The organism is Streptomyces sp. NPDC001530, from assembly GCF_042894545.1.
In the GTDB taxonomy this organism is placed as follows: Bacteria; Actinomycetota; Actinomycetes; order Streptomycetales; family Streptomycetaceae; genus Streptomyces.
In genome coordinates this window covers 284,147-297,264 of record NZ_JBIAVS010000003.1, presented here as the reverse complement: position 1 = coordinate 297,264, position 13,118 = coordinate 284,147, and the positions used below count along the sequence as shown (strand labels likewise).

Annotated in this window: 12 protein-coding genes and 1 pseudogene; 7 read left to right on the top strand and 6 right to left on the bottom strand. The window is 68.9% G+C overall.

Translation table 11 applies throughout. The features are described 5' to 3' along the window. The first annotated feature begins 455 nt into the window (after nucleotides 1-455). Nucleotides 456-1,112 (top strand): TetR/AcrR family transcriptional regulator, encoded by a 657-nt coding sequence (locus tag ACFY0T_RS06910; protein ID WP_388865300.1) that lies wholly within the window; start codon nucleotides 456-458, stop codon nucleotides 1,110-1,112. Between the two features lie 126 nt (nucleotides 1,113-1,238). After that, nucleotides 1,239-3,062 (top strand): glycoside hydrolase family 15 protein, encoded by a 1,824-nt coding sequence (locus tag ACFY0T_RS06905; RefSeq protein WP_388865298.1) that lies wholly within the window; start codon nucleotides 1,239-1,241, stop codon nucleotides 3,060-3,062. A 324-nt stretch (nucleotides 3,063-3,386) separates the two neighbouring features. Here ACFY0T_RS06905 and ACFY0T_RS06900 read toward each other — a convergent pair whose 3' ends face one another. The 5 genes from ACFY0T_RS06900 to ACFY0T_RS06880 form a co-directional block, all read right to left on the bottom strand. After that, nucleotides 3,387-3,566 (bottom strand): hypothetical protein, encoded by a 180-nt coding sequence (locus ACFY0T_RS06900; protein WP_388865697.1) that lies wholly within the window; start codon nucleotides 3,564-3,566, stop codon nucleotides 3,387-3,389. A 144-nt stretch (nucleotides 3,567-3,710) separates the two neighbouring features. Beyond that, the gene (locus ACFY0T_RS06895; protein ID WP_388865296.1) at nucleotides 3,711-4,463 is read right to left on the bottom strand and encodes a TetR/AcrR family transcriptional regulator; all 753 of its coding nucleotides are present in this window, start codon (nucleotides 4,461-4,463) and stop codon (nucleotides 3,711-3,713) included. 794 nt (nucleotides 4,464-5,257) lie between these two features. Further along, nucleotides 5,258-5,587: an NIPSNAP family protein gene (locus ACFY0T_RS06890; RefSeq protein WP_388865294.1), complete on the bottom strand. Its 330-nt coding sequence runs from the start codon at nucleotides 5,585-5,587 to the stop codon at nucleotides 5,258-5,260. A gap of 70 nt (nucleotides 5,588-5,657) precedes the next feature. Further along, complete coding sequence (locus ACFY0T_RS06885; RefSeq protein ID WP_388865293.1) at nucleotides 5,658-6,077, bottom strand: SsgA family sporulation/cell division regulator; 420 nt, start codon at nucleotides 6,075-6,077, stop codon at nucleotides 5,658-5,660. Nucleotides 6,078-6,104: 27 nt separating this feature from the next. Continuing rightward, a complete protein-coding gene (locus ACFY0T_RS06880) occupies nucleotides 6,105-6,359 on the bottom strand; it encodes a hypothetical protein (protein ID WP_388865291.1) in 255 nt (84 codons plus the stop codon). Between the two features lie 247 nt (nucleotides 6,360-6,606). On the opposite strand from ACFY0T_RS06880, the gene ACFY0T_RS06875 reads away from it, so the two are divergent. From ACFY0T_RS06875 to ACFY0T_RS06860, 4 genes and pseudogenes are all read left to right on the top strand, one after another. Then, nucleotides 6,607-6,747: a hypothetical protein gene (locus tag ACFY0T_RS06875; RefSeq protein WP_388865289.1), complete on the top strand. Its 141-nt coding sequence runs from the start codon at nucleotides 6,607-6,609 to the stop codon at nucleotides 6,745-6,747. 121 nt (nucleotides 6,748-6,868) lie between these two features. Beyond that, nucleotides 6,869-7,078, top strand: a complete 210-nt coding sequence (locus tag ACFY0T_RS06870) for a ferredoxin (RefSeq protein WP_010982020.1) — start codon at nucleotides 6,869-6,871, stop codon at nucleotides 7,076-7,078. After that, nucleotides 7,068-8,421: pseudogene (locus tag ACFY0T_RS06865) on the top strand (NAD(P)/FAD-dependent oxidoreductase). Before ACFY0T_RS06870 ends, ACFY0T_RS06865 begins: the two are co-directional and overlap by 11 nt. A gap of 43 nt (nucleotides 8,422-8,464) precedes the next feature. Continuing rightward, a complete protein-coding gene (locus tag ACFY0T_RS06860; protein ID WP_388865287.1) occupies nucleotides 8,465-9,649 on the top strand; it encodes a cytochrome P450 in 1,185 nt (394 codons plus the stop codon). 103 nt (nucleotides 9,650-9,752) lie between these two features. Here ACFY0T_RS06860 and ACFY0T_RS06855 read toward each other — a convergent pair whose 3' ends face one another. Further along, nucleotides 9,753-10,388 carry a TetR/AcrR family transcriptional regulator gene (locus ACFY0T_RS06855; RefSeq protein ID WP_388865285.1) on the bottom strand — a complete coding sequence of 212 codons (636 nt, stop codon included), beginning with the start codon at nucleotides 10,386-10,388 and terminating at the stop codon, nucleotides 9,753-9,755. A gap of 265 nt (nucleotides 10,389-10,653) precedes the next feature. On the opposite strand from ACFY0T_RS06855, the gene ACFY0T_RS06850 reads away from it, so the two are divergent. Continuing rightward, nucleotides 10,654-13,116, top strand: a complete 2,463-nt coding sequence (locus tag ACFY0T_RS06850; protein WP_388865283.1) for a SpoIIE family protein phosphatase — start codon at nucleotides 10,654-10,656, stop codon at nucleotides 13,114-13,116. The last annotated feature ends 2 nt before the right edge of the window (nucleotides 13,117-13,118 follow it).

Sequence of the window (13,118 nt, the reverse complement as noted above, 5' to 3'; positions counted from 1 at the left end):
TCGCGGCGGCGCCTCTCATCTCTACGCCGCGCTCGATCGGTCCGGCATCACCGTGAGAGCGGGCAAGCCGGGTTCGCCAGGGTCCCCTCGGCAGCACATACCTGCGATCTGCTGCCGCAGACGAGCACACCAGGGAAGGGGGGCGGCCGACACGCCTTGCCTGGTTCTATGCCTGCACGCGTTTAGGCGGCAGTGCGCTGAAGCCGCTGCTCGAGCGCCTTGCCGCACTCCTCGAGCACGGCTTCCAGTCGTGCCTTTTCCTGTTCAAGGCGCGCCTTGGCGGCCTCGCCAAGGCCACCAGTCCGGGACTGTCCACCGCCCGCCGCCAGTCGGCGCAGCCCACCAGGCGCACAGCATCGCAACCAGCCCCACTTCCGCGAAGCCGGGATGAACGGAGGGCTGAAAACGATGCCGCTATCCTCCGCATTACTGCCGACACTGCTACCATACACTGTATGGCTAATGAACGGAAGCCCCCTCGGGGCACGAGAAAGAGGGACGTACCGCTCACCAAGGACGGCATCTACGCCATGGCGTTGCAGCTCATCGACGCCGACGGGGTCGAGGCGCTCACCATGCGCAAACTCGCGACCGCGCTCGATGCGAACCCGATGTCGCTGTACCACCACGTGCCGAACAAGGACGCCGTGCTGCGCGGCGTGGCCCACCGGGTCGGTTCGCAGTTCAGCGCGGAGGAGCGGGGAGACATCCCCTGGCAGGACCGACTGCGTGAACTGGCCCGGGACTTCCGCGAACTGTCGCACCGTCACCCGAAACTGATGGGGTATTCCTTCACGCGCCCCGACTACGTGCAGCCGGAGGACCCCTTCTGGCAGGCACTGATCGACATCCTGGCCGCCGCGAAACTGCCCGAGGAGGAGATTCCGCGCGTCGCCGCGACCCTGGTCGGTGTGTTCACGGGTCTGCTGCTCGGCGAACTGAACGGGGCACTGCAGCGGTGGGCCACCCTGCCACCGGCACCGCCGGGCCCCGGCGGAGAAGACGCGCCCCCGCCCTCCAAGGACGTGATCGACACCATGTTCAACTCCGCGCTGGACGCCGCGGTCGCCGGAGTGGAGAACCATGTCGCACGAGCCCGCAAGAGGGTGTGACGAAAGCGGAACGGCTCCGGTGGGGCGGCACCAGGTCGGCCCGGCGGCGTCCCCGCCGGGCCGACCTGGTGCCGCCGCGACAGCGAAGGGCCATAGTGGAGGCAGGAGCACAGAGAGGCCGCTGCGATGTCCGGAGCGCCGACACAGCACACGTCAGCCCGGTACCTGCCGATCGCCGAGCACGGCCTGATCGGGGATCTGCGCACAGCGGCCCTGGTGGGTACCGACGGGACCATCGACTGGTACTGCTGCCCGTCCTTCGACTCCCCGAGCGTGTTCGCCGCCATCCTGGACGCGGACCTGGGCGGGGCGTTCGAACTGTCCGCGGCCGTGCCCGCCGGCACGAAACAGTTCTACTTCCCCGACACCAATGTACTGATCACCCGGTTCTTCACCGAGGACGGGCTCGGGGAGATCCAGGACTTCATGCCCGTGACGCACGCCGACGAGTCCGACCGCCACCGGCTGATCCGGCGGGTGGTGTGCGTCCGCGGGACGATCCCGTTCCGTGCCCGGGTGGCTCCCCGCTTCGGCTACGGCGCCCAACCGCACACCCTGCGGATGCTGGAGGGCGCCGCCCTGTTCGCTTCCGAGGCGCTGTCGCTGACGCTGGCCGCGACGGTGCCGCTGGAGTCCGACGGGAAGGACGTACGGACCGAGTTCACGCTGTCCCAGGGCGACACGGCGGTCTTCGCACTCGAGAGGGTCACCGACGAGACTCCGCCGCGCGGCTGCCCGCACGCCCAGGCCGAGCGGGAGTTCACCGCCACGGTCGCCTTCTGGCGGCGCTGGCTGCAGCAGTCCCGCTACCGCGGCCGCTGGCGGGAGATGGTGCACCGCTCCGCCCTCACCCTGAAACTGCTCACCTACGCCCCCACCGGTGCGATCGTGGCGGCCCCGACCACGAGCCTGCCCGAGCAGCTCGGCGGCGGCCGCAACTGGGACTACCGCTACACGTGGATACGCGACTCCGCGTTCGCCGTCTATGCGCTGCTCAGACTCGGCTTCGCCGAGGAGGCCGAGGCGTTCATGGGCTTTCTCACGCAGCACATCGACCGGCACGACGACGGACCGTCCGGGCCGCTGCAGATCATGTACGGCATCGACGGACGGGCCGAGCTGCCCGAACGCGAGCTGCCCCACCTCGAGGGCTACCGGGGCTCGGCGCCCGTGCGGGTCGGCAACGGCGCGGCCACCCAGCTGCAACTCGATATCTACGGCGCCCTGATCGACTCCGTGTACCTGTACGACAAGTGGTGCCGGCCCCTCTCCAGCGGCCACTGGCGCGCGGTGTGCGCCCTGGTGGACTGGGTCTGCGAGCACTGGGACCAGCCGGACGAGGGCGTGTGGGAGACCCGCGGCGGACGCAAGAAGTTCCTCTATTCCCGCCTCATGTGCTGGGTGGCCATCGAACGCGCCATCCGCATGGCCCTGCGCCGTAGCCTGCCCGCCGAACTCAACCACTGGGGTCCGGTCCGGGACCGGATCTACTGGCAGATCATGGACAAGGGCTGGTCGCCCACCCGGCAAGCCTTCGTCCAGCACGAGGAGGGCGACGTACTGGACGCGGCGGTGCTGATGATGCCGCTGACGAAGTTCGTCTCCCCCACCGATCCCGTCTGGCTGTCCACCCTCGATGCCCTCGGCAACGAACTCGTCTCCGACTCCCTGGTCTGGCGCTACGACCCAGAGGCCAGCCCCGACGGCCTCGAAGGCGACGAAGGCACGTTCTCCATCTGCTCCTTCTGGTACGTCGAGGCCCTCACCCGCGCCGGACGACTGGACGAAGCCCGCCTGGCCTTCGAGAAAATGCTCACCTACGCCAACCATGTCGGCCTGTACGCCGAGGAGATCAGCCACACCGGAGAGCAACTGGGCAACTTCCCCCAGGCATTCACCCACCTCGCCCTCATCAGCGCGGCCTTCAACCTCGACCGTGCCCTGGGCTGACGACCGACCGGCAGCGTTCCTCGATGAGTCGCCGTGCGAGCCTCCCGTTCCGCCCTCATGCGGGAAGAGGGGTCCCCGAGCCCGACCGGTTCGACCCGACCCGCCCGGACAACCAGCACCTTGGCTTCGGCAGCGGCTTCCACCTGTGCTTATAGCGGACCGCTCGCCCGCATCGAGGCCCATGCCTCACTCGGCGCGCTGATCCCCTACCGCGGCACGCACGCCTGGTCCAGGACTCGCCCCCCCAACCGGCAGAACGCCATGCTGCGCGGGCCGCGCCACCCTGCCCGCCCAACTGTGAGGCCGCGGGGACACAGGGCCCCTTCACGTCGCAGTGGGAAGGGGACGCCAGGAGACGTGGCGAGCCTCGTGCGGGGAAAGGCCGAGCATGTGCAGGAGCATCTCCGCCATGGTCTGCGCAGCCTGGTCCATGTCGGCCTCCGGCCGGTTGAACCACAGTTCCAGGAGCGCCAGCAGGCTGCCGTTGACCACCGTCAGGGCGATGACCGGGTCGGTGGCCCGTCATGTCCCAGTACCAGCTTCGTGTCTACACACTGCACATCCCCGAGGCGCTCGCCGCCTACCAGACCATCTGGGCCAAGCACATCCCCGGGCTGAACAAAAACAGCATGTCTGGGCTTTTGACCCTCACTGCTCTTTCGGGTCGAAACCGGCCGCCATGTCCGAGACGGGATTCCCCGGGGGCTCTCCTTCGCAGCGTGCGGCCGGTGGGCGGAGTTGACGGGGGATGCGTCCGGAGGCGCCCAAGGAGTTCTGCGGGGGCTGGCCGTCGCGCCCACCGGCGTGATCGGCTGTGAGCCGGCTTTCCATGCCGCTGATGATCGTGTCCAGCACCAGGCGGAACATCCGGTCCTCGCCAAGGCCCTCGCTCGTCGGCCCGCCCTCGCCGGAGGCGGGTGTGGTGGGCTGGAGGTTCGACCACCGGTGGAGCGCGCCGTTGAGCTCGGCGATCATCACGCCGATGACGACGGCGCACACGAGCGCCGCGAGCTGCGGGATCTCCGACTGCGGCACCCCTGCGGCGTCCAGGACGGCGGTGAGCGCGACCCAGAAGGGATCTTCGGGCTGGATGAAGTCCGGCTGGCTGAACGAGTAGGCCATGAGGTTGGGATGACGGTGTGCCAACGTCCGGAAATCCGTGGCAAGTAGGCGCATGCGCTCCTGCCAGGGAGCGTCCTCCAGTGTCACGGTGCGGAACCGGGCGCCGACCATTCTCGCCACGCCACGCAGCAATGCTTCCTTGTTCGGCACGTGGTGGTACAGCGACATTGGGTTCGCGTCCAGCGCGGCGGCGAGTTTGCGCATCGTGAGCGCCTCGACCCCGTCCGCGTCGATGAGTCGCAGGGCGGAGGTGCAGATCCCTGCCTCGGTCAGAGGCACATCCCTCTTCCGAGTACCTCTAGGGGTACGCTTCGCTCTTTCCATACGATGTACGTTATCAAGCCGTAGGTCAGCGAGGGGGATTCGCCGCCCGTGGTGGCGGTCACTCCTGCGGACCTACGTACGGCACCCGAACGGGCGGGACGGGCCGTGGTTTCTGTCCCTGGAGGTCGCCTGCGGCCCGTGGTCGGGCGGGCTCAGGCTGCGGCGCATGAGGAGGCACCCATCACATCCGGGAAGGCCCTCTCCATGCGGCCGCTGCAGATGCGCGGTGTGCTGCGGCTGGGCCGGGCGACCGATCTGTGGCCGACCTGGTGGTGTACACCGTCGGCGGATCCACGTGCGCGCTCTACGGGCACAGCCCGCCCTACGCCACCTCGCGCTCACCCTTGCCGCTGGTTCGCTCGCCTGGATGGTGTGCGTCGTCCGCGGTCTCGTACGGTCCCAGGAACCGGAGCGTCCGGCAGTTGCCAGGACCCTGGACGCTGCCGGACGGTCGGTCGCACTCCGGACGACGACCCTGTGCATGACTCGGCCGGCCGAGCTGCGGACGCGGCAGCAGCCTGGCGCACGGTGCCGCCGGTACGCGTTCACCCCCCGGTCGGCTGGGCCTCCATGTCACCGGGCGTCGGCCGCCCGTACCGACGGGCACTCAACCGGGTCTTCCGCAACTCCCCCCGACCTGGCCGATCTCGTCCATGCCCGCTGCCGTCCGGCGGGCGCCTTGGCGGAGTTGCGCGGCGTTCTGACACGAACGAGAACGTCGCCGCAGACTTCGAGCGGCTCGGTACCCGTCACCGCAAGGGTGAGTCGGCGGTGGGCGTCAGCACGGACTCGGCGACGCCGACGATCTGACTGATGTCGAAGCCCTCCATGTCCGCACGGAATTCGGGGCTGGACAGGTATGCCCCCAGCCGCTCCTGAACGTCGTCGGCGTCGCGGTAGGAAACGAGGGCGTACAGCTGGCGCTCCTCACTCCCGGGGACCGCAGGCACCGTCCAGACGCCGTGCGTGGCGATCCTGTGCTTGGCCATACCGGGAATGTGCTTGGCCCAGATGTTCTCGTAGGCGACGAGCGCCTCAGGGCTGCGCAGTGTGTAGACACGAAGCTGGTACTGGGACATGAACTCTCTTTCCTTCTCTTCTGTCGCCGGGTCAAAGGTCCCCAGCGGCACGGCGGTTGGGAGGCTTCTCTCAGCCTTTTGCGAACAGGTTCGCCAGTTCGAGCTCCCAGTCGATGTGCCCGGACTCGGTACCCCGTGGCACAAGCGCCTCCGTGTTCTCCAGGAAGGCCTTGACGTCCTGCACGGGAACCTCGAGCAAGGCGGTGCCCGCCGGAGACCCGAGGACGATGTACATCGCTTGGTCACCACGGCCGACGGCCGGCCAGACCTGGATGTCCCCACAGCCCGCGGAACCCGTCAGGCCATCGGCCAGAAGATCACGCCCCAGGACCCATTCGGCCGGCTCGTCGGTGTCGGTGAAAAAGGCGGCACGGACGACATAGGGATCAGTGGGCTCGTAGCGCAGGCTCATGCGCATGGACAGCGAGTAGGTGCGCGAGATGACAAGCTCTACGGCCACCCCCTGCATGACGGTCTTCAAAGACTCCATCGACTTTCACTCCTGCCTGGGCGGCGTTCAGCGACCGCTGATCTCATCCCGGCCGTCGTGGTGCCGGCCATAGATCTCGTCCCAGGAGTAGCCCAGTTCGAGCAGGTAGCCGACACCGTGGTCCCAGCGGTAGTCGCCGGCGTTGACACTGAAGGCCGGGCGTTGGACGTGCGCGGATGCAGAAGTCGCGGCCGAAGCGGTGCCCCCGGCGCCGAGAACGGCGACACCCGCGACCGCCACGGAGAAAGCGGTGACGGCAACGCGCCTCGTGAGCTTCTTCATGGTCTTTCCTTCCCGATTGTGCGATCTGCACCATCGGCTGCAGGCAGGCGATGTACGGCGCCTGGCGTGGTCCGAGCAAACTCTTCCATACGGCGTATGGAAGTGCTCTCCAAGGATTACCATACGACGTATGGAACTGTCGAGGCGGCGAAAATGGCCCGCACGGCCGGCAGCGGCATGAACAGCTCGACGTCCTCGCCGAGACCGCGACGGCCGCCTGGACGAAGTCCGCCTGGCCTTCGAGGAGATGCTCACCTGCATCGGCCATCTCGGGCTGTACACCGACGAGATCAACCACACCGGCGAGCAACTTGCCAGCTACTCCGGGGCGTTCATCCACCTTTCCCTCATCGGTGCGGCCTTCGGACTCGACCACGCCCTGGGCTGAGCCGTCGCCCTGGGCGGACGAGTTGCCCGGGATTTCCCTCGCTGGAGCCGTGGCATGCGGGCGCCTGGATCCGGCCCCATGCTGGAAACGAGGGGGTGCGACAACGGAGGGAGTGGTGGGGATGCAGACCGTTGTGGATCTCACGCGCTGCCAGGGCTATGCGCAGTGCGTCTTCCTCGCGCCGGAGGTGTTCCAGTTGCACGGGGAGGAGGGGTTGCTGTACGCCACGGCCGTCCCCGACGACCAGGTCGAGCGCGTGCGCCAGGCCGCGGCGGCGTGCCCCGTGCAGGCGATCCTCCTCGGTGAGGAGGTGAGCGCCGGTGCCCGGTGACCTCAAGGAGGGCCGCATCGTCATCGTCGGCGCGTCGCTGGCCGGGCTCAGGGCCGCGGAGGCGCTGCGCGAGGAGGGCTTCACCGGCTCACTGACCGTGGTCGGGGACGAGCCCCACCCGCCCTACGACCGACCGCCGCTGTCCAAGCAGGTGCTGCTCGGCCAGGCGACGGCGGACACCACCGGGCTGCCGATGCGCCAGGACCCGAACGCCGATTGGCGGCTGGGCGTGCGCGCCACCGGGGTGGATCTGCTCGCGAAACAGGTGCTGCTGGAGGACGGCGAGTCACTGCCGTACGACCGGCTGCTGATCGCCACCGGGACCCGCGCGCGGCCCTGGCCCAACCCGGAGGAATCCGCTCTGGACGGGGTGTTCACCCTGCGCACCCGCGAGGACGCCGGGGGACTGGCCCAGCGGCTGGCCGCCGGGCCAGAGCGCGTGCTGGTGATCGGCGGCGGCTTCACGGGCTCGGAGATCGCCTCGGCCTGCCGGGAACGGGGACTGGAGGTCACGGTCGCCGAACGCGGCCCCGCACCCCTGGTGGGCGCGCTCGGTGGCACCCTGTCGAAGCTCGCGGCCGTCATGCAGCGCAACCACGGCGTGGACCTGCGCACCGGGGTGACGCACCGCCTTGCGCGGGAACGGCAGCTTCACCGGTGCGGAGCTGTCCGACGGCAGCCGCGTCGACGCCGACGTCTGCGTCGTGGCACTGGGCGCGGTACGCAACGTCGAATGGCTGGCGGAGTCCGGGCTGGCGGCGGGCCCGCGTGGGATCGCCTGCGACGCCGGATGCCGGGCCTTCAACATGTACGGAATCGTCACCGACGACGTCTTCGTGGCCGGTGACGTCTCCCGCTTCCCGCACCCGCTGTTCGGGTACCAGATGCTCTCCCTGGAGCACTGGGGCAACGCGGTCGAGCAGGCCGAGGTTGCGGCTCACAACATGGTCAATCCGGGGCCCCTGCAGCGCCCGCACCTGGCCGTCCCGTCGTTCTGGTCGACCCAGTTCGGGCTCAACATCAAGTCGGTGGGCGTGCCCACCTACTCCGACCACGTGGTCATCGCCCAGGGCTCCCTGGAGGCGCGCCGTCTGGCAATGGTCTACGGCTACCAGGGGCGGGTCACCGCCGCGGTCACCGTCGACATGGCCAAGTCGCTCGACTACTACCGGCACCTCATCGAGACGGCTGCTCCGTTCCCGCCCCCGCCCGGCGCCCAGGACCGTGCGATCGCGGCCGACATCGCGATTCCGTCCGACGTGCCGGATCCGAGCGGGCTGTCCCACGGCCCCACCGTGGCGCTCACCGGTCACCTTCCCGATCGACGGCTGACGGTGGTGTAGCCCACGGACCGACCCACGTCCCGCCCAACCACGAGGAGCCACGATGGCCTCCGAGACCTTGCTGGCACGGATCACCGACTACGCGAGTCGCCCCAACCCCTACCCGCTGTACGCGGAACTCCGCGAGGCCGGTCCCGTGGTGCGGCAGGCAGACGGCAGCTACCTGGTCGGCACCTACCACGAGATCGCCGCTCTGCTCCACGACCCGCGGATGAGTGTCGACCCCCGCAACCGTGGCGAAGTGACACACAAGCTGCCGTTCCTGCGGCTCGACGACCCGGAGCACCACAGGCTGCGCACCCTCGCCATGCGGCCCTTCGGCCCGCCGCACAGCCCGGGCCGGGTCGACGCCATGCGCGGCGAGATCGACCGGATCAGCAAGGAACTGATGGAGTCCTTCGAGGCGGGCCGGCAGATCGACGTCGTCGACGATTTCGCCTACCCACTGCCCGTCACGGTGATCTGCCGCCTGCTCGGCGTACCGCGCGAGGACGAGCCGCTGTTCCGGGCCTGGTCCGACGCTCTGGTCGCAGCCGCCGACGTCAGGCCCGAGGAGGACACCACCGAGACGGACAAGGCGGGCGACCAGGCGCGCATCGAGATGGGCGGGTACCTGGTGAACCTCGCCGAACAGCGCCGTGGCAAGCCGAGCGACGACATGCTCTCCGCCTTCGTCAACGAACCGGACCCGGCCCTGCGGCTCACCCAGGAGGAACTCGCGGAAACCGCCGTGCTGCTCCTCATCGCGGGACACGAGACCACGGTCAACCTGATCACCAACGGGGTGCTCACCCTGCTGCGCCAACCCGAGCACCTGGACCAGCTGCGCCGTGACCCCGACCTGCTGCCGCGAGCGGTGGAGGAACTGCTGCGCTACGAACCACCGGTCCACATACGTGAGCGCCTCCCGCTCGCCGACATCGAGGTCGCCGGTACGCCGATCGCCCAAGGTACCCCCGTCGTTCTGGTGCTGGCTTCGGGCAACCGCGACCCCAGGCGGTTCCACGATCCCGACCGGTTCGACCCCACCCGCCCGGACAACGAGCACCTCGGCTTCGGCAGCGGCATCCACGTCTGCTACGGCGCACCCCTCGCCCGCATCGAAGCCCAGGCCGCACTGGGCGCACTGCTCCCCCACCTCGGCACGGCACGCCTGGCCCAGGACCCGCCCCCCTACCGCCAGAACGCCATGCTCCGCGGACCCCGCCACCTGGCCATCCAACTCTGAGGCTGCAGGGCGGCGACAGCAGGCGAGAGAGACCAGCCTTACGCAGGCTGCGGGAACCGGTGCGCAGTCGGCGCCAGTCGGCCGGTGCGCGACAGGATCCTGTTCACGCTGCAGCGGGAAGGGGCCGCCGGGCGAGGTCACGGGCCTCATCCGGGGAAAGGCCGAGCATGTGCAGGATCATCTCGGCCATTGTGCCTGCGGCCTGGTCGCTGTCGGCCTCGGGCTGGTTGCACCACAGCTCCAGGAGCGCCAGCAGGCTGCCGTTCAGCACGGTCAGGGCGATCACCGGGTCGACCACGGTGAACCGGCCTGCGGCCACGCCCTCCTCCACGTCGCGCTTCGCCCGCGGAGCCAGTCCGTCGCCGGCGCATATCCGACCGAGCTGGCTGTGGCACAGGATCTGCATGATCTCCGGGTATGACTCGGCCATGCGCGCGCTGAGCCGCACGCCCCCAGCCAGGCGCTCGGCGGGATCATCGACGCCGTGCAGGCGCTCGTCGACGGCTTGGGCGTACTCCTCGAGCGCATCGGCCACGGCCGCGTCGAACAGGTCCGGCTTGCCCGTGAAGTGGTTGTAGAAGGAGCCGAGGCCCACGTCCGCGCGATCCGCGATGGCATGGATGCTGGCGCTGATGCCGCCGGACTCGGCCAGGATCTGCCGCGCGGCGCGGACTAGTGCCTGGCGGGTCTCGGCGCGACGGCGTTCGAATCGGTTCCTGCGTGGGGCTGGCATCGGCATGCTCCATAAATAAGAGCAGCAGTTCTGATGAATTCATCATCGCACTGCCCGTCTCGACTGTCCACCCCGGCCCACCAGTCCCGACTCCGCGGTTGCGTGATGTGACAGCGTGCGGTCACATCTGGCGATTTGATCAGTTTCGGGGGACTTGACGATAAAGCGGTCGTATCTGACTATTTCATCAGAAGTGGACAAAGTCGTCCATCGGGCCGACGGCGCACATGCCGACGCTGTCGCACACCTCCGCACCGATGGGAAGAACCGGATGACGATCACCGACCACACGCCGCTCGCCGAACCGGTGAGCCCCCGAGAGATACCCGATGCGGCAATAGCGATGCTCGATGCGGAGGGGACCGTCGTGGGGTGGACGCACGCCGCCGAGCAGCTTGTCGGGTACTCGGCCCGGGAAGTGGTGGGCCGGTCCGCCGCACACGTGCTGCCGCCCGCCGAGGACGCCCCGAGTGCTTCAGCGTTCGCCGAGCGGTGCCGTGCCCAGGATGGCTGGTCCGGCACCGTGACGGTCCGCCACCGCGACGGCCACGCCATCAAAATGACGCTGCGGATCTCGCCGCTGTGGGGGCAGGACGACGGCACCCGGTGGCTGGTGTCCGTGACCGACATAGGCACCCTGTCCTCGGGGGCGTCCAACGGAGCTGTGCGGGAGTCTCTCCTGGCCCACGCACCGATCGGCATCGCCGTCTATGACCCGCAGCTGCGCTGTACCTGGGTCAACGACGTCATGGAGCGCCACCACGGCACTCCTCGTGAGCGATGGTTCGGACGCCGCCTGCGGGACTCACTGCCCGCCGTCGAGGCCGAAGCGCTCGAGGTGGTGATGCGGCAGGTGCTGGAGAATGGCACCACCATGGTCCACGAGTACCGGGCGTGGTCGTCGACGGACCGGCGCCGGGAGCACGCGTTCTCGGCCTCGTTCTTCTGCCTCCTGGACGCGGACGGCACGGCGCTGGCAGTGTGCTCCATGAGCGTGGACGTCACCGGCAACCGGCGGGCGCGCGAGCGCCTTGCCATCCTCAGCGAAGCCGGCACGCGCATCGGCAGCACCCTCGATGTCATGCGGACCGGGCAGGAACTGGCCGACCTTGCCGTGCCCCTGCTGGCCGACCACGCAGTCGTCGACCTGATGGAGTCGGTTCCGTTCGGCGTGGATCCCTCGGCGGGGACCGGCAAGGCGAACGGCGCCCCACCTGTGCTGCGCCGTGCTGGTCTGGCCTCCATCGACCTGGGTATCCTCAAGTTGCCGTGGGTGCGCCAAGAGGTGATCCGCCCCTTCCCGACCTCGCTGTTCGCCACCGTCCTGCGCACGGGCACGTCTTACCTGGAATCGGTGCTGGACACCTATTCAGGCCCCTGGGTCAGTCACGACCCTGTGCGGACGCAGAAGCTCCGTGACAGCGGCATCCACTCTTTGATGGTCGTACCCATCCGTGCGCGGCGCTGTGTGCTGGGACTGGCGGTGTTCGGCCGCACCGAGGAGCAGACGCCGTTCCAGGAGGACGACCTCCTCCTCGCCGAGGAGCTCGTCACCCGGGCCGCGCTCAGCCTGGACAACGCTCTCCAGTACGCTCGCCAACGCACCGCGGCCCTGACGCTCCAACGCGACCTGCTCCCCCACCATGTGGGAGGCGGCGCCGCCCTCGATGTGGCCTCGCGCTATGTGCCGGCTGACACGGACCACGGCGTGGGGGGCGACTGGTTCGACGTGATCAAGCTGTCTGGCGCCCGGGTGGCCCTCGTCGTCGGAGATGTGGTCGGACACGGCATCAACGCCGCGGCGACGATGGGCCGAATGCGCACCGCCGTCCGCACGCTCGCGAACATGGAATTGCCTCCCCACGAACTGCTGGCGCACCTCGATGACACGGTCAGGCGGCTGAGCGAGGAAGATGCCGACGCTCCGGACCAGCTCCCCGCGGCGGTGGGCGCCACCTGTCTGTATGCCGTCTACGACCCGGTCACCCGGCGGTGCACGATGGCGCGGGCCGGGCATCCCCCGCCCGCGATCATCGGCCCGCAGGGCCAGATCACATTCCCCGACATGCCCTCCGGGGCCCCGCTCGGCCTCGGCCTCGGTCTGGTCCCCTTCGAGTCCGTGGAGATGGAACTGCCCGAGGGAACTCTGCTCGCGCTCTACACCGACGGTCTGGTCGAGTCCCGCGACGAGGACATCGACGTGGGCCTGGATCGCCTGGGCGCCGCCCTGGCAGAGTCCGGTTCGTCCCTGGAAGACCTGTGCTCTCACGTGATCGAGACCTTGCCGACTCAGGCCCCGGCCGACGATGTCACCTTGCTCCTTGCGCGGACTCGCGGACTCGAACCGGCCCAGGTCGCCTCCTGGGAACTGCCGAACGTTCCGGCCGCTGTCCGCATCGCCCGGCAGGCAGCCGCCCGTCAGCTCAGCGAATGGGGGCTCGAGCATCTGGTGGCCACCGTGCAGCTGATCGTCAGTGAACTGGTCACCAACGCCATCCGCTACGGCGGCGGGCCGATCCGCCTACGGCTCATCCATCACCAGGTCTTGACCTGCGAAGTCTCCGACAGCAACACCAGCCACCCACGCCCCCGTCATCCCCACATCATCGACGAGAAGGGCCGCGGTCTTTTCCTCGTCGCTCAGTTGTCCCGCAGGTGGGGCTCCCGCTCCGCAACGGACGGCAAGGTCGTCTGGGCCGAACAAGACCTGCCCTCCAACGCCGTTGCGGTCTGACG

Coding starts and splice junctions, on each gene's coding strand:
- ACFY0T_RS06910 (WP_388865300.1), top strand. CDS start 456: ATGGCTAATGAACGGAAGCCCCCTCGGGGCACGAGAAAGAGGGACGTA.
- ACFY0T_RS06905 (WP_388865298.1), top strand. CDS start 1,239: ATGTCCGGAGCGCCGACACAGCACACGTCAGCCCGGTACCTGCCGATC.
- ACFY0T_RS06890 (WP_388865294.1), bottom strand. CDS start 5,587: ATGTCCCAGTACCAGCTTCGTGTCTACACACTGCGCAGCCCTGAGGCG.
- ACFY0T_RS06885 (WP_388865293.1), bottom strand. CDS start 6,077: ATGGAGTCTTTGAAGACCGTCATGCAGGGGGTGGCCGTAGAGCTTGTC.
- ACFY0T_RS06880 (WP_388865291.1), bottom strand. CDS start 6,359: ATGAAGAAGCTCACGAGGCGCGTTGCCGTCACCGCTTTCTCCGTGGCG.
- ACFY0T_RS06875 (WP_388865289.1), top strand. CDS start 6,607: ATGCTCACCTGCATCGGCCATCTCGGGCTGTACACCGACGAGATCAAC.
- ACFY0T_RS06870 (WP_010982020.1), top strand. CDS start 6,869: ATGCAGACCGTTGTGGATCTCACGCGCTGCCAGGGCTATGCGCAGTGC.
- ACFY0T_RS06860 (WP_388865287.1), top strand. CDS start 8,465: ATGGCCTCCGAGACCTTGCTGGCACGGATCACCGACTACGCGAGTCGC.
- ACFY0T_RS06855 (WP_388865285.1), bottom strand. CDS start 10,388: ATGCCGATGCCAGCCCCACGCAGGAACCGATTCGAACGCCGTCGCGCC.
- ACFY0T_RS06850 (WP_388865283.1), top strand. CDS start 10,654: ATGACGATCACCGACCACACGCCGCTCGCCGAACCGGTGAGCCCCCGA.